Genomic DNA, 13,997 nt, shown 5'->3' with positions numbered 1-13,997 from the left:
GCTATCCATCTACCGAGTAATCGTTCTCGCGACTCCACGGCTTCCTCCCGTTGTAGGGGATTGAGGGGGCTGAGCCTCAAACTTCTAGTTTGTGCACCCCCACCCCTATCCCCTCCCCGCAAGGGGGAGGGAGACCTGCCGGAGAGATCACGCAAAGCGGCTCGCTTCATGACCTCTGTCTGATCGTCGTTCCGTCCTCACCATTTCCCATTTACTGCCTCCTACCCCTCCCTCCCCCCACCCACCGCACTTCCCCGGCCGAAGAGCCGGGGCCCACGGATCCCTCCACTCGAGTGGAGCGGTGCAATAGGCCCCGGATCAAGTCCGGGGAAGTAAGGTGGCGGGGTGAGAACGAGGGTATCCGGAGAGCAAGAACGACCGTGCCAAAAAACTTATCCCCGCCCCCACCACCCTCCCGCATACTCCTCCCATCCCTCCGCCAACGGCGAGGCACAGTACGCAGTGCCGCGGCGGCTGGCGGCAGGACTGGAGACGCGCAATCGTGCACACGCGTCTCTCGCCCTGCCGCCAGGGTCTGGGAGTTGGGGGAAGCCCGGGGGCGCCTGGGCTTACGGCCTAAGAGTGACGTGACCGGCCCGGAGTGCGCTCGCGGGCAACTTGCGTGAACGGGCTTGTCGAAACCTCAAACGCTCAAGGGGCGAGGCCATGCCTCGCATACATCGCTAGCAAACATAGACTTGAGGCAAACCTCACCCCGAGCCGCCAAGGAACCACCAGCAAACCCGACCGGAGCAATCCGTGCCGGCGTCTAGGTGCGCGCTTCTGCTTTCTGGATGGCCGGGATCATGTCCCGCGTCAGCGTTTCGGGCGTCATCGGCCCCACATGCTTGAAGGTGATGACCCCGTTCCGGTCCACCACGAACGTCTCTGGCACGCCATAGACGCCCCAGTCGATCGATACCCGGTTGTCGCGGTCGGCACCCACCTTGTCATAGGGGTTGCCCAGCTCCCTGAGGAACGCCGTCGCATTCTCGGGCGCGTCCTTCTGGTTGATGCCGAAGAGCCGCACGCCCGTCGCCGCCTTGAGCTGGGTCAGCACCGGATGCTCGGCCCGGCAGGGGATGCACCATGAGGCGAAGACGTTGACCACCGTCACCTCGCCCTTGAGCGCTTCGGTATCGAAGCCGGGCGCGTTGAGCCCCTCGACGGCTGCCAGCGCGAATTGCGGGGCAGGCTTGTCGATCAGCACCGACTGTACCAGGCTAGGATCGCGATTGAGGCTCGTGGCGAACACTGCCACCAGCGCAACGAGCGCGATCAGCGGCAGGGCAAGCAGGACGAAACGGTTCAAGAAGCCTTCTCCGCGCGACGGCGGACGCCCTGGGCCTCGAGTTCGGCAATGCGCCCCTCGACCCGCCACCCGGAAGCGACCGTCCAGACGACGAGCCCGACCACCGCGGCAGCCACCCCGATATAGGCCCAGATGATGAAGACGGCATGCGGTCCGAGATCGATCATTTCGCGCCCTCCGCCATGGCAGCTCGCTGCCGTTCGAGTGTGGCCAGGCGCCGGCGCCGGATCTCGGTATGCATCGCCTTAAGCTGGAGCGTGGCGAACAGCAGCGTGAAGGCCGCCATCATCACGAGAAGCGGGGTAAGGATCGAGCCGGGCATATGCGGGCCATCGGGCGTGATGACGCTCGAAGGCTGATGCAGCGTCTGCCACCAGTCGACCGAGAACTTGACGATCGGGATGTTGATCGCGCCGATCAACGTAAAGACCGCCACCACGCGCCCGGCGCGCAACTGGTCCTCGAACGCACGCCAGAGCGCGATCAGCCCGAGATAGATGAGGAAAAGCACAAGGGTGGACGTCATGCGCCCGTCCCATTCCCAGAACGTGCCCCAGGTCGGCCGGCCCCAGAGCGAGCCGGTAAAGAGCGCCAGTGCGGTGAACACGGCTCCGAGCGGGGCCGCCGCCTTCATCGAGACGTCGGCCATCGGGTGGCGCCAGATGAGGCTGCCGAGCGCCGAAACCGCCATCACGCCATAGACGAACTGGCTCAGCCACGCATTGGGCACGTGGATGTACATGATGCGGACCGTGTCGCCCATCTGGTAGTCGGGCGGGGAATCGAGGAAGGCTAAATAGAGCCCCACGGCAAAGGCGATCGCGGTCAGGATCGTGAGCGGCCACAGCAACGGGCGCGTCCATCCCAGGAACTGGCTGGGATTGGCGATCCGGGCGAACCAATTGGGTTTGGGGGCAAGGTCCACAGTCATGGGTGAGTTGTCTATTCCTCGCTCACGCGGAGTGCAAGCGCCCCGGCGAACGGCGCAAGCGCCAGCAGCACGAGGCTAATTGCCGCAAGAAACAGGGTCGCCGCCCCGGCCTGCTGGCCGGCAATGGCCGACGACCCGAAGATCAGGACCGGAATGGCCAGCGGCAGGATCAGCACCGGCGCAATGAGCCCGCCGCGCGGCAGGGACACGGTCACCGCCGCCCCCATGGCCCCCAGCGCCACCAGCCCCGGCGTGCCGACCAGCAGCGACAGCACCGTGCGCAGCCAGGTCTCCATATCCATGTTGAGCAGGATCGCCAGCACCGGGCTCGCCACGATGAGCGGCAGCGCCGTCAGCAGCCAATGCGCGATCACTTTTGCGGCAACGACCATTTCGAGCGGCGTGCGGGCGAACTTGTAGAGCTGGAGCGAGCCGTCCTCGGCATCGTTCCGGAACAGCCGGTCGAGCCCGAGCAGAATCGAGAGGAACGCCGCGATCCAGGTGAGCCCGGGCGCGAGTTTAGCCAGCATCGCCTTGTCCGGCCCGATGGCAAAGGGCACGATCGACCCGACCATCACGAAGAACAGCACCAGCGTCAGCGCATCGCCGCCGATCCGCGTGGCGACCCGCAGGTCGCGGCCGACGATCGCGAAAAAACCCTTCAAGCCCCAAGCTCCAGCGTCCTGATGCGACCGGAATCGGCGATCTGCAGTTCCAGATGCGTCGCCGCCACCGCCAGCCCGCCGCTCGCCAGGTGCTCGTCGATCAACTCACCCACCAGCCGGTCCCCGGCCTTGTCGAGCGCCGACGTCGGCTCGTCCAGCAGCCAGATCGGGCGCGGGGAGACGAGAAGTCGTGCCAGCGCCAGGCGGCGCGTCTGCCCCGCCGAGAGATAGCCGGCGTCGAGGTTGAACAATGCCCCGAGGCCCACGCGCTCCAGCGCCGCCTCGACCGAGCCGCCCCCGCCATTGACCGCCGCCCAGATCCCGAGATTTTCGCCGACCTTGAGCCGCGCCTTGACCGCCGAGAGGTGCCCGAGAAAGTGCACGTCCTCCTGCCAGCGCTCTTCCTCGCCCTGGCCGGAAACCACCACGCTTCCCTCATCGGCGCGCAGGAAACCGGCAAGGCATTTGATGAGGCTGGTCTTGCCCGCCCCGTTGGGTCCACGCAGCAGGAGAATCTCGCCCGGCTCGACCGTAAAGCCCACGTCATCGAACAGCAGTCGTTCCCCCCGCCGCAGGGCGAGGCCGGAAACGCTCAGCGTGCGGGCGGGCAGATGCGTGGTCGGGGGCATGGCAACATGTCCTATTGAACTCACGCAGGTACTGGCAAGCGCGAAATGATTTGACTATAAGCCCCACTAGATTGGACCGGTTCCAATCTCCGAGACGCCCCAACTGGTCCGCCGGACCCCTTCTGGGTCCTATTGTCGCAGGCTATTTGGTGCGGTGCGGCCAACCCAAAAGCGATAGGCGGTCCCGTGACTCAATCCCTCAACAGCTTCAATTCGAAGGCCACTCTGACGGTCGGAGGGAAGACCTACACGTACTTCTCGATTCCCGAAGCAGAGAAGAACGGCCTGCCCGGCGTTTCCAAGCTCCCCCATTCGCTCAAGGTCGTCCTTGAAAACCTGCTGCGCTTCGAAGATGGGCGCACGGTCACCAAGGAAGACATCAAGGCCTTTGTGACCTGGCTGACCGAGAAGACCAGCGAGCACGAGATCTCCTACCGCCCGGCGCGCGTCCTCATGCAGGACTTCACCGGCGTCCCCGCCGTCGTCGACCTCGCCGCCATGCGCGATGCCACCGCCAAGCTCGGCGCCGATCCGCAGAAGATCAACCCGCTCGTTCCCGTCGACCTCGTCATCGACCACTCGGTCATGGTCGACAGCTTCGGCACCCAGCTTGCCTTCAACCAGAACGTCGAGCTCGAATACGAGCGCAACGGCGAGCGCTACGAATTCCTGCGCTGGGGCCAGCAGGCCTTTGACAATTTCCGCGTCGTGCCGCCCGGCACCGGCATCTGCCACCAGGTGAACCTCGAATACCTGGCCCAGACCGTCTGGACCAAGGACGAGAACGGCGAAACCGTCGCCTATCCCGACACCCTAGTCGGCACCGACAGCCACACCACCATGGTCAATGGCCTCTCGGTCCTCGGCTGGGGCGTGGGCGGCATCGAGGCCGAGGCTGCCATGCTCGGCCAGCCCATCACCATGCTGATCCCCGAAGTCATCGGCTTCAAGCTCACCGGCAAGATCAACGAAGGCATCACCGCCACCGACCTCGTGCTCACCGTCACCGAGATGCTCCGCAAGAAGGGCGTTGTCGGCAAGTTCGTCGAGTTCTATGGCCCGGGCCTGGATTACCTCTCCCTGGAAGACCAGGCGACCATCGCCAACATGGCTCCCGAATACGGCGCCACCTGCGGCTTCTTCCCGGTCGACACCGATACCCTCTCCTACCTCACCACGTCCGGCCGCACCGCCGACCGGATCGCGCTGGTCGAAGCCTATTCCAAGGCCCAGGGCATGTTCCGCGAGACCTCCTCGCCCGACCCGGTCTTCACCGACACGCTCGAGCTCGACCTCTCGGCCGTCGTGCCCTCCATCTCCGGCCCCAAGCGCCCGCAGGACCGCCTGGTCCTCGCCGAGGCCAAGGACAAGTTCGCCGCTTCCCTCGTCAAGGATTTCGCTAAGACCGACGACCCCAAGGTCGCCGTCGAGGGCGAGAACTTCTCGATCGGCCACGGCGACGTCGTCATCGCCGCCATCACCTCGTGCACCAATACCTCCAACCCCTCGGTGCTGGTCGCCGCCGGCCTCGTCGCCCGCAAGGCGCGTGAACTCGGCCTCAATTCCAAGCCCTGGGTAAAGACCTCGCTGGCCCCCGGCTCGCAGGTGGTCACCGACTACCTTACCGCTTCGGGCCTGCAGGCCGACCTCGACGCCATCGGCTTCAACCTCGTCGGTTATGGCTGCACCACCTGTATCGGCAATTCCGGCCCGCTCCCGCCGGCCATTTCCAAGGCCGTGCAGACCGGTGACCTCGTCGCCGCCTCGGTGCTTTCGGGCAATCGTAACTTCGAAGGGCGCGTCAACCCGGACGTCAAGGCGAACTTCCTCGCTTCCCCGCCGCTGGTCGTCGCCTATGCGCTGGCCGGCTCGCTCAAGATCGACATCGCCAAGGATCCGATCGGCACCGGCAAGGATGGCAAGCCCGTCTATCTCAAGGACATCTGGCCGACCAACAAGGAAATCGCCGACATCGTCCGCGCCAACGTCACCCCGCAGATGTTCACCAAGCGCTATTCGGACGTCTTCAAGGGCGACGAGCATTGGCAGGGCATCGCAGTGGATGGCGGCGAGACCTATCGCTGGAACTCGTCCTCGACCTATGTCCAGAACCCGCCCTATTTCGAGCATCTCGAAATAACTCCGGCGCCGGTCACCGACATCAAGAACGCCCGCGTGCTCGGTCTCTTCCTGGATTCGATCACCACCGACCACATTTCCCCGGCCGGTTCGTTCAAGCCCTCGACCCCTGCCGGCATCTATCTCACCGAGCACCAGGTCGCGCCCAAGGACTTCAACTCCTATGGCGCCCGCCGCGGCAACCACGAAGTCATGATGCGTGGCACCTTCGCCAACATCCGCATCAAGAACCAGATGGTGCCGGGCGTGGAAGGCGGCTTCACCCTCGGGCCCAATGGCCAGCAGATGCCGATCTACGATGCCGCCATGGCCTATCAGAAGTCGGATACCCCGCTGGTAATTTTCGCCGGCAAGGAATACGGCACCGGCTCCTCGCGTGACTGGGCCGCCAAGGGCACCACGCTCCTGGGCGTGCGCGCCGTCGTCGCCCAGAGCTTTGAGCGTATCCACCGCTCCAACCTCATCGGCATGGGCGTGCTGCCGCTCCAGTTCGCCGAAGGCGAGAGCTGGCAGACGCTCGGCCTCGACGGCACCGAAACGGTCACTATCGAGGGCCTCACGACCCTGACCCCGCGTTCGGACGTCATCGTCAAGATCGTCCACTCGGACGGCCGTATCTCGGAAGTGAAGACCCGCTGCCGCATCGATACCGAGAACGAACTCGACTACTTCAACAATGGCGGCATCCTGCACTACGTGCTGCGCAACCTCGTCGCCGCCTGACGCCTGTTGCGGCGGGGAGCCAACACTCCCCGCCCGCCTCTCGGCGAGGCGATCTGTAGGCGAAGATGGCCTCTCATCGATTTGACTGGCTCTCTCACCGATCCCTGCCTAGAACTTTGCCCATGATTTTCCGACCCCTTCTGGGCACCTTTCTCGGCCTTGTTCTCGCGCTTCCCGCCAATGCGGTGGAGGTGCGCGTCCAGCCCAAGGCGGTCCTCGAACTCTTCACCTCCCAGGGCTGCGTTTCCTGCCCGCCGGCCGATGCCCTGCTTGCCAAGCTGGCGCAGCAACCGGGCGTCATCGCGCTCTCCTACCATGTCGATTACTGGGACTATATCGGCTGGCCCGACACGTTCGGCGCCAAGGCCAATACGACCCACCAGAAGAACTACGCCGCCCGCTGGCGCAGCGGCCGCATCTATACGCCGCAAATGGTCGTCAACGGCTTCAAGGGCGTGGTTGGCTCCCGCCAGCGCGAGATCGACGCGGCCATGGCGATGACCAAGCTCTCCCTGCCCGTCTCCCTCGATACGTCCAACGGCATGCTGACCGTCGATATCGAAGGCCAGGCCGGCCTTGGCGATTCCGTCGTCTGGCTCGTGACCTATGTCGACCGCGCTGACGTCGATATCGAAAAGGGCGAGAACGAAGGCAAGCGCGTGACCTACACCAATGTCGTCACGTCACGGCAGGCCGTGGGCATGTGGGAGCCGGGCGCCGGCGCCCATCTCAAGCTGCCGCTCTCGGAAGTCATCACCGACAAGAATAACGGCGCGGTGATCATCGTCCAGGAAGAGGAAAACGGGCTACCGGGAAATATTCTCGGCGCTGCGGCATTTCAGCAATAGTGGCAGGCCAACAACAAAACTCCCGCCTGGGCAAGGCGGGAGGAAATTAGTCTGACTGGTCTTTAGGGGCGGCCGGTGTCTGGGCATCATGGTTTGGGGGCTCGGTCAGCCCGGACACCGGCCACTGGAGGCAATGTCGATGTTATGCTGGTGCTTTCAGGCGCCAGCGCGGACACAATGTGTTCGAATTTGGGTAATTTCGCGCACGCGAAGACATAATCGGCTATGTGACACTCGACGCCGCCGACCTCGCACCCACAGGCTTGCTTCCGCTCGCAAACAACGCGATCATGACTGATCGATGACAAGCGTCCGGTCATCCCGCCGGATCGAACAGGAGATCGTGCAGTTGGCCGAAGGTCAGCAGGGTGGCCCCAGGGGGCTCAGCCTTGTGCATGTGAGCGAGCAACAACCCGCCCACCATCCCAGCAAGCCCGTTCCCTATGTCGCCTTCGATCGCATCGAACTGGGGCTGATACTCTCCGTCTATGGCCGCAAGGTCGCCAAGAGCGAATGGCGGGACTACGCCATGGATTTCCTGCGCGAGCGTGCCGTCTTCTCGGTCTTCGCCCGCAATTCCGAGCGTCCGCTCTACTCCATCGAGAAGCAGCCAAAGCTGCGCAATCGACAAGGCCAGTACATGGTCGTCAACCAGCAGGGACGCATCCTCAAGCGCGGCCACGATCTGCGCCTGGTGCTCAACGTGCTCGAGCCGCACCTGGCCGTCGTCACGTGACCACGCCCAAAGTGCGCCCGGCGGTTTCTGCCGACATTCCAGCCATGAGCGCGGTACTCATCGCCTCGATCCGGGAGCTTTGCGGGGACGACCATCAGCAGCGCCCTGAAGTTCTCGCCGGCTGGCTGCGCAACAAATCCGAAGACGGCGTCCGCGATATGCTCGAAAGCGGCCCCACCACGCTCTACGTCGCCGAAATCGACGGCGAGGTCGCCGGCGTCGGCGCGACGATGACCGATGGCTCGATCCGCCTCAACTACGTCTCGCCCAGCCACCGCTTCCAGGGCGTCAGCCGCGCCCTAATGGCCCACATGGAAGAAGCCCTCCGCCACAGCGGCTTCTCGGTCGCCACTCTCAACAGCAGCACCACCGCCCACCGCTTCTACCAGGAAGCCGGCTGGGTGGACGTGGGCGAACCGCAGACCGGGCTGACACTGGTGGCCTATCCCATGCGGAAGGTGCTTTGAGGAGGCAGCTGCGGCAGCTTCCTCTACGGCATCCTAGCTGCCACTAAACTCCACCCCACCCTCGACTTCCCCGGCCGAAGAGCCGGGGCCCATGGATGTCTCCACTCGAGTGGCGGGGTGCAATGGGCCCCGGGTCTTCGCCCGGGGAAGTTGGAGCGCGTGGAAAATTCCGAGTTCAGAAATAAGGGCGCTAGCGGGAATATCGCCCGCAAGCACGCATCCTGCGCAACGACGCCTACAGCGCCCGCTGCATATGCACGATGTCCAGCCACCGATCGAACTTGTAGCCGAGCTGGGGGAACTGCCCCAGGATCTCGAAACCGAACTTCCTATGCAGCGCGATCGACGCCTCGGTGCCACCGGTGATGATACCGATCATCTGTTTGAACCCGACCGCCTGCGACTGGGTGATGAGCTCGCCCATCAATCTGCTACCCAGCCCCTGCCCGATCGCGTCGGGCGCGAGGTAAACCGTGTCCTCGCAGGTAAAGCGATAGGCCGGCCGCGGGCGGAAGGTGGAGGCATAGGCATAGCCGCGCACGGCGCCATCGACCTCGGCCACGATCACCGGATGCCCCTCATCGACCATATGCCCGAATTTCTCGGCCATCTTCGCCTCGCTGGGCGCTTCGAGGTCGAAGGTGACCGTCGAATTGTAGACGTAGTGCGAGTAGATGGCGGTGATGGGGCCCACATCGGACCAGGTGAAGGGACGAAGCAGCGGCTGGGACACGGAGGTTGATTCCAAAGGAAAAGGCCACGGTCCTTGTAGACCGTGGCCCTGAAAGCTTCCAACGAGATTTCTTGATCGCTGGAACCTGTTTCCTTGATGTTTAGTCGCGGTTGCCGAAGAGGCGCAGCAGCATCAGGAACAGGTTGATGAAGTCGAGATAGAGCGACAGGGCGCCCATGATCGCGTTCTTCGCCAGCACGTCGGCGCCATAGGCCTCCGAGTAGCTTTCCTTGATCTTCTGGGTGTCGTAGGCGGTCAGGCCCACGAAGACCAGCACGCCGACGATCGAGATGCCGAACGAGAGGGCACCCGAGTTGAAGAAGATGTTCACGATCGAGGCGATGATGATGCCGATCAGGCCCATGAACAGGAACGAACCCATTCCGGTCAGGTCGCGCTTGGTCGTGTAGCCCCAGAGGCTCATCGCGCCGAACATGGCGGCGGTGATGAAGAACACCTTGGCGATCGAAGTGTCGGTATAGACCATGAAGATCGACGAGAGCGACAGGCCCATCACGGCCGCAAACGCCCAGAACGTGAGCTGGGCGGCGCCCGTCGAGAGCTTGTTGATGCCGAAGCTGAGCACCAGCACGAAGGCGAGCGGCGCAAGCGCCACGACCCACATCAGCGGGCTGGTATAGAGAAGCACGCCCCAGCTGGTGAGGTAGGTGCCATCGCCGAGCTGCGCGGCAGCGCTCGCGGCATTGGTCGTCACCGCGGCGGAATTTGCGAACCAGGCCACAAGGCCGGTAACGACCAGGCCAAGCCCCATGTAATTGTAGACACGCAGCATGTAGCTGCGCAGACCCTCGTCAATGGCGGCGGCGGAGCCGGCCCGCGCAGAGATGGTCGGTCTGTCAAACTGTGCCATTGGTTTCCCTTTCACGTAACCAAATGTGGCTTACGGTCCAGGACTTGAGCCACGTGCCCATAATATGGCGGCGGCGGGTTTCAACTTCAAGGACAAAGCCCTAACTCGCTCGGGACCATCTGCCTCAGGTGGTCAAACTGATGTGAACTCCGGTTCCGGCTTTGCTGTTGAGACGCCGTGCTTGGGTCTTCCGCCACGTCATATTCGTGTTACCGTCCTCGGGCGAGTGTGCCGAATCGGGTTGCGTAAACGGGGAGAAAGCTGATGCCTCGTCTCTTCACCGGTCTGGAGGTCCCCCGAGAGGTGGCCTTCGCCCTCTCGCTCAAACGCGGCGGCTTGCACGGCGCGCGCTGGATCGATCCTGAAAATTATCACATCACGCTGCGCTTCATCGGCGACGTCGATTATTCGACCGCCAACGAGGTGAGCGACAGCCTGGAACGGCTCGCCAACGGCCTCTCATTCTCGGTGCGGCTCAATCAGCTCGGCGCGTTCGGAGGCAACAAGCCCCATGCGCTCTATGCCGGTGTGGAGATGAACGAGACGCTCACCCGCCTGCAGGCCGCTCACGAAAGAGTGCTCCAGCGTATCGGGCTCGAGCCCGAGAGCCGCAAATACACCCCCCACGTGACCCTGGCGCGGCTGCGTGGCACCTCCCCTGAGGAACTGGCCCGGTTCCTGGCGCTTTCCGGGCGTTTCGAGCCTTTGGCCTTCCCCGTTGGGCGGTTCGTCCTCTATTCGAGCCGGGATTCTGTGGGCGGTGGCCCCTATGTGGTGGAACAGAGCTATCCGCTCGCTGCCTGAGCGCTGACGTTCAGGATTCATTCATCCTATGGGCGATAACACCCCATGGCGTAACGGACGCGCCAAATTGCGGTCAAATTTGACCATGATAGAGGCAAATTAGTTCAAATATGCCGCGTTTTGAGACCTTGGTAACCATGTCTGCCGCATCCTCGGCACCGCCGGTCTCTTGTCGGCTTCAAACGAAATCAAGGATGGTTTGGCGATGAAATCCTCGACCCGTGGCTTGCTGTTCCCACTTCTGGCAGGCGCCATTGCGGTCAGCGGGCTCACACCTGCGCTGGCCCAGGACGCCGGTGCCAAGAGCCTTGGGACGTTCAAGGCCTGGACGGCCTGGCAGGGCACCGACGCCAATGGCATGATCTGCTACATCTCCGCCCAGCCGAGCGCGAGTGAACCGAAGGGCGCCAATCGCGACCCCATTCATTTCCTCGTGATCCACCGCAAGGGCCTGGGCACCAAGAACGAAGTCCAGACGCTTATCGGCTACCCCTACAATGCCCAGTCGCCCAATGCGAGCGCGGCCATTGATGGCAAGACCTACCCCATGGTGACCGAAGGCTCGGCCGCCTGGCTGGCGAGCGCGGGCGACGAAAGCGGGTTTGTGGGCGCCATGAAGGCGGGCTCGAACCTGGTGGTCAAGGGCACCAGCCAGCGCGGCACCAATACCAGCGACACCTATTCGCTCAGCGGCGCCACCGCGGCGATGGCTGCGATCGACAAGGCCTGCAGCTAAGCCAAGCTGCGGCTGGAAACCCGGCGGGTGGTCCGCTATGGTCCGCCCGTTTTCCGCTCGACTTCCGAGGCCTTCATGAACTTCGCTCACAAGCGCCGCGCCGCCTTCTTCCTTGCCGGCCTTGCCCTCCTGACCGCGTCCGCCCAGGCTCAGGGCGTCCGCCTTCTGGGCGATTTTCGCGATTGGTCCTCCTACGCGGCCAATGACGCTTCCGGCTCGGTCTGCTTTGCGCTTTCCAAGCCCAAGAGCGTCAATCCGACGCCCGATGGCTATGGCCAGGCCTATCTCTACCTGACCCATCGCCCCACCGAGAACGTCACCAACGAACTCAACCTCGTGGCGGGCTTCACCTTTGCCCCCGATACCCCGGCAACACTCAGCGTCGGCAGCCAGGTCTTCCAGCTCTTCACCGAGAACGACGCCGCCTGGCTGCAGGATCCCGGCCAGACCGATGCCCTGGCCAGCGCCATCCGCGCCGGCTCGACCCTCGTCATCGAGGGCACGTCCGACAAGGGTATCCGCGTCACCCAGACCTTCTCGCTCTCGGGCGCGACCGCGGCCTCCAAGGCCATCGATACCGGATGCTAGATCGGAGCGGTCTCTTGTGCTAAGGGACCGATCAAACCAGATATGTTGGGCGCCAAGCCTTGCTGACCCCGGCCCTGTCCGGGGTTAAGTCTTTTGGGCGCGCTCCCTGTGGAAAGCCCTGAACCGCCATGAGCATCGCTCTCAATCTCGACCACGCGACCGCGCCGCGCCCGGCGCGCCAGACCCGCAAGCCGCTCGTCGGGCTCGATCGCGCCGCACTGGCGCAGACGCTTGTCGAGGGCGGCATTGCCGAGCGCGAGGCGCGCATGCGCGCCAGCCAGCTCTGGAACTGGATGTACGTGAACGGGGTCACCGATTTCGAGCGCATGACCAATATCGGCAAGGGCGTCCGCCAGCAGCTCGCCGACAATTTCATGCTCGACCGCCCGGAGATCGTCACCGAGCAGGTCTCGAGCGACGGCACCCGCAAATGGCTCTTCCGCTTCCGCGACCCTGCCAATCCCAACATGCCTCCGGTCGAGGTCGAAACCGTCTACATTCCCGAGACGGACCGCGGCACGCTCTGCGTCTCCTCCCAGGTCGGCTGCACGCTGACCTGCTCGTTCTGCCATACCGGCACGCAGACGCTGGTGCGCAACCTCACGGCCGGCGAAATCCTCGGCCAGGTCCTCATGGCGCGTGAGCGCCTCGGCGACTTCCCGGGCGGCTCGCGCCCGACCGACGGCCTCGTCCCGTCCGGGGAAACCCGCGCCATCACCAATATCGTGATGATGGGCATGGGCGAGCCGCTCTACAATTACGACAACGTCAAGCAGGCTTTGCTCATCGCCTCGGACGAAGCCGGCATCTCGCTCTCCAAGCGCCGCATCACGCTTTCGACCTCGGGCGTCGTGCCCAAGATCGGTCCGACCGGCTCGGAGATCGGCGTCATGCTCGCCATCTCCCTTCACGCCGTACGCGACGACCTGCGCGACATTCTCGTGCCCATCAACAAGAAGTGGCCGCTCAAGGAATTGCTGCAGGCCTGCCGCGATTATCCGGGGCTTTCCAACGCCCGTCGCATCACCTTCGAATACGTGATGCTGCGCGACATCAACGATTCCGATGCCGATGCCCGCGAACTGGTGCGGCTCCTGGCCGGCATCCCGGCCAAGATCAACCTCATTCCCTTCAATCCCTGGCCGGGCAGTAACTACGAATGCTCGACCTCCTCGCGCATCGAGAAGTTCGCCGACATCGTCAACCGCGCCGGCTACGCCTCACCGGTCCGCACTCCGCGCGGCCGCGATATCTTCGCCGCCTGCGGGCAGCTGAAGAGCGAAACCGAGCGCCTCTCCAAAAAGGACCGCGAGGCCCTTGCCGGCTGACGCCTTCACCATCGTCCGGATCGGCGCGGCGGACGAACTCCGCTTCGCCGCGATCGCCCCGGGCGTCTTCGACGAGGCGATCGACACCGGGCGTCTCAAGGCCTATCTTGCCGCGCCCGGCCACATCATGGTGCTGGCCTTCGAGGGCGACCTCGTCATCGGCCAATGTGCTGGCGTCATCCACCACCACCCGGACAAGCCCACCGAGCTTTATGTCGACGAAGTCGGCACCGCCTCGACGCATCTGCGGCGCGGCATCGCCACGGCCATGCTGAAAGAGCTCTTCGCATGGGGTCGGGAGCTCGGCTGCACGGAGGCCTGGCTCGGCACCGAGACCGACAACCTGGCGGCCAACGCCCTCTATGCGTCCCTCGGTGGCAAGCGCGAGGGCATGGTCTATTTCGAGTTCGACCTCTGATGGCAGACGCACAAGGTTACCTAATCGTAAGCGGTGCGTTTACGCATCGTTTGCTATGGTGCCCGGCGT

The 13,997-nt window shown here is 64.0% G+C and carries 16 protein-coding genes; 9 read left to right on the top strand and 7 right to left on the bottom strand.

Features of this window, described 5'->3' with window-relative positions; translation table 11 throughout:
- Positions 1-769: 769 nt before the first annotated feature.
- From JNE37_RS10145 to ccmA, 5 genes are read right to left on the bottom strand one after another with little or no spacing between them, the layout of a single operon-like run.
- On the bottom strand, positions 770-1,312 hold the full coding sequence (locus JNE37_RS10145) for a DsbE family thiol:disulfide interchange protein (RefSeq protein ID WP_203066154.1): 543 nt from the start codon (positions 1,310-1,312) through the stop codon (positions 770-772).
- Positions 1,309-1,479, bottom strand: coding sequence for a heme exporter protein CcmD (gene ccmD, locus JNE37_RS10140; RefSeq protein ID WP_203066153.1), 171 nt, complete (start codon positions 1,477-1,479; stop codon positions 1,309-1,311). Before ccmD ends, JNE37_RS10145 begins: the two co-directional genes overlap by 4 nt.
- Entirely contained in the window at positions 1,476-2,243 is a 768-nt protein-coding gene (locus JNE37_RS10135) for a heme ABC transporter permease (protein WP_203066152.1), read from the bottom strand. Before JNE37_RS10135 ends, ccmD begins: the two co-directional genes overlap by 4 nt.
- 11 nt (positions 2,244-2,254) lie before the next feature.
- Entirely contained in the window at positions 2,255-2,908 is a 654-nt protein-coding gene (gene ccmB, locus JNE37_RS10130) for a heme exporter protein CcmB (protein WP_182399150.1), read from the bottom strand.
- On the bottom strand, positions 2,905-3,537 hold the full coding sequence (ccmA, locus tag JNE37_RS10125; protein ID WP_203066151.1) for a heme ABC exporter ATP-binding protein CcmA: 633 nt from the start codon (positions 3,535-3,537) through the stop codon (positions 2,905-2,907). Before ccmA ends, ccmB begins: the two co-directional genes overlap by 4 nt.
- Before the next feature lie 186 nt (positions 3,538-3,723).
- Here ccmA and acnA point away from each other — a divergent pair, with 186 nt between their 5' ends.
- The 4 genes from acnA to JNE37_RS10105 all read left to right on the top strand — a co-directional run bounded on the left by acnA (position 3,724) and on the right by JNE37_RS10105 (position 8,450).
- Complete coding sequence (gene acnA, locus JNE37_RS10120) at positions 3,724-6,399, top strand: aconitate hydratase AcnA (RefSeq protein WP_203066150.1); 2,676 nt, start codon at positions 3,724-3,726, stop codon at positions 6,397-6,399.
- A gap of 122 nt (positions 6,400-6,521) precedes the next feature.
- The gene (locus JNE37_RS10115; protein WP_052015874.1) at positions 6,522-7,247 is read left to right on the top strand and encodes a DUF1223 domain-containing protein; all 726 of its coding nucleotides are present in this window, start codon (positions 6,522-6,524) and stop codon (positions 7,245-7,247) included.
- A gap of 301 nt (positions 7,248-7,548) precedes the next feature.
- Complete coding sequence (locus JNE37_RS10110; protein ID WP_081840757.1) at positions 7,549-7,983, top strand: DUF2794 domain-containing protein; 435 nt, start codon at positions 7,549-7,551, stop codon at positions 7,981-7,983.
- Complete coding sequence (locus JNE37_RS10105; protein WP_203066149.1) at positions 7,980-8,450, top strand: GNAT family N-acetyltransferase; 471 nt, start codon at positions 7,980-7,982, stop codon at positions 8,448-8,450. The genes JNE37_RS10110 and JNE37_RS10105 overlap by 4 nt, the downstream gene beginning before the upstream one ends.
- Before the next feature lie 235 nt (positions 8,451-8,685).
- On the opposite strand, the gene JNE37_RS10100 is transcribed toward JNE37_RS10105, so the two are convergent.
- Both JNE37_RS10100 and JNE37_RS10095 read right to left on the bottom strand, forming a co-directional pair.
- On the bottom strand, positions 8,686-9,183 hold the full coding sequence (locus JNE37_RS10100) for a GNAT family N-acetyltransferase (protein WP_203066148.1): 498 nt from the start codon (positions 9,181-9,183) through the stop codon (positions 8,686-8,688).
- Positions 9,184-9,283: 100 nt separating this feature from the next.
- Positions 9,284-10,054 carry a Bax inhibitor-1/YccA family protein gene (locus JNE37_RS10095; protein ID WP_035094003.1) on the bottom strand — a complete coding sequence of 257 codons (771 nt, stop codon included), beginning with the start codon at positions 10,052-10,054 and terminating at the stop codon, positions 9,284-9,286.
- A gap of 264 nt (positions 10,055-10,318) precedes the next feature.
- Here JNE37_RS10095 and thpR point away from each other — a divergent pair, with 264 nt between their 5' ends.
- The 5 genes from thpR to JNE37_RS10070 all read left to right on the top strand — a co-directional run bounded on the left by thpR (position 10,319) and on the right by JNE37_RS10070 (position 13,928).
- A complete protein-coding gene (thpR, locus tag JNE37_RS10090; RefSeq protein WP_035037151.1) occupies positions 10,319-10,858 on the top strand; it encodes an RNA 2',3'-cyclic phosphodiesterase in 540 nt (179 codons plus the stop codon).
- A 205-nt stretch (positions 10,859-11,063) separates the two neighbouring features.
- Positions 11,064-11,594: an invasion associated locus B family protein gene (locus JNE37_RS10085; RefSeq protein ID WP_052015876.1), complete on the top strand. Its 531-nt coding sequence runs from the start codon at positions 11,064-11,066 to the stop codon at positions 11,592-11,594.
- A 75-nt stretch (positions 11,595-11,669) separates the two neighbouring features.
- A complete protein-coding gene (locus JNE37_RS10080) occupies positions 11,670-12,182 on the top strand; it encodes an invasion associated locus B family protein (protein WP_035094005.1) in 513 nt (170 codons plus the stop codon).
- A gap of 128 nt (positions 12,183-12,310) precedes the next feature.
- On the top strand, positions 12,311-13,510 hold the full coding sequence (gene rlmN / locus JNE37_RS10075; RefSeq protein WP_035037154.1) for a dual-specificity RNA methyltransferase RlmN: 1,200 nt from the start codon (positions 12,311-12,313) through the stop codon (positions 13,508-13,510).
- Entirely contained in the window at positions 13,500-13,928 is a 429-nt protein-coding gene (locus JNE37_RS10070) for a GNAT family N-acetyltransferase (protein WP_203066147.1), read from the top strand. The genes rlmN and JNE37_RS10070 overlap by 11 nt, the downstream gene beginning before the upstream one ends.
- Positions 13,929-13,997 lie beyond the last annotated feature (69 nt).

It is taken from the genome of Paradevosia shaoguanensis (assembly GCF_016801025.1).
GTDB classification, from domain to species: Bacteria; Pseudomonadota; Alphaproteobacteria; order Rhizobiales; family Devosiaceae; genus Paradevosia; species Paradevosia shaoguanensis.
The sequence above is the reverse complement of the archived record's forward strand: the minus strand, read 5'-3'. Positions and strand labels throughout refer to the sequence as shown.

Bases quoted from the DNA above. Each gene is read 5' to 3' on its own strand.
- ccmD (WP_203066153.1), bottom strand. From the start codon at position 1,479: ATGATCGATCTCGGACCGCATGCCGTCTTCATCATCTGGGCCTATATC.
- JNE37_RS10135 (WP_203066152.1), bottom strand. From the start codon at position 2,243: ATGACTGTGGACCTTGCCCCCAAACCCAATTGGTTCGCCCGGATCGCC.
- ccmA (WP_203066151.1), bottom strand. From the start codon at position 3,537: ATGCCCCCGACCACGCATCTGCCCGCCCGCACGCTGAGCGTTTCCGGC.
- JNE37_RS10115 (WP_052015874.1), top strand. From the start codon at position 6,522: ATGATTTTCCGACCCCTTCTGGGCACCTTTCTCGGCCTTGTTCTCGCG.
- JNE37_RS10110 (WP_081840757.1), top strand. From the start codon at position 7,549: ATGACAAGCGTCCGGTCATCCCGCCGGATCGAACAGGAGATCGTGCAG.
- JNE37_RS10095 (WP_035094003.1), bottom strand. From the start codon at position 10,054: ATGGCACAGTTTGACAGACCGACCATCTCTGCGCGGGCCGGCTCCGCC.
- thpR (WP_035037151.1), top strand. From the start codon at position 10,319: ATGCCTCGTCTCTTCACCGGTCTGGAGGTCCCCCGAGAGGTGGCCTTC.
- JNE37_RS10085 (WP_052015876.1), top strand. From the start codon at position 11,064: ATGAAATCCTCGACCCGTGGCTTGCTGTTCCCACTTCTGGCAGGCGCC.
- JNE37_RS10080 (WP_035094005.1), top strand. From the start codon at position 11,670: ATGAACTTCGCTCACAAGCGCCGCGCCGCCTTCTTCCTTGCCGGCCTT.
- rlmN (WP_035037154.1), top strand. From the start codon at position 12,311: ATGAGCATCGCTCTCAATCTCGACCACGCGACCGCGCCGCGCCCGGCG.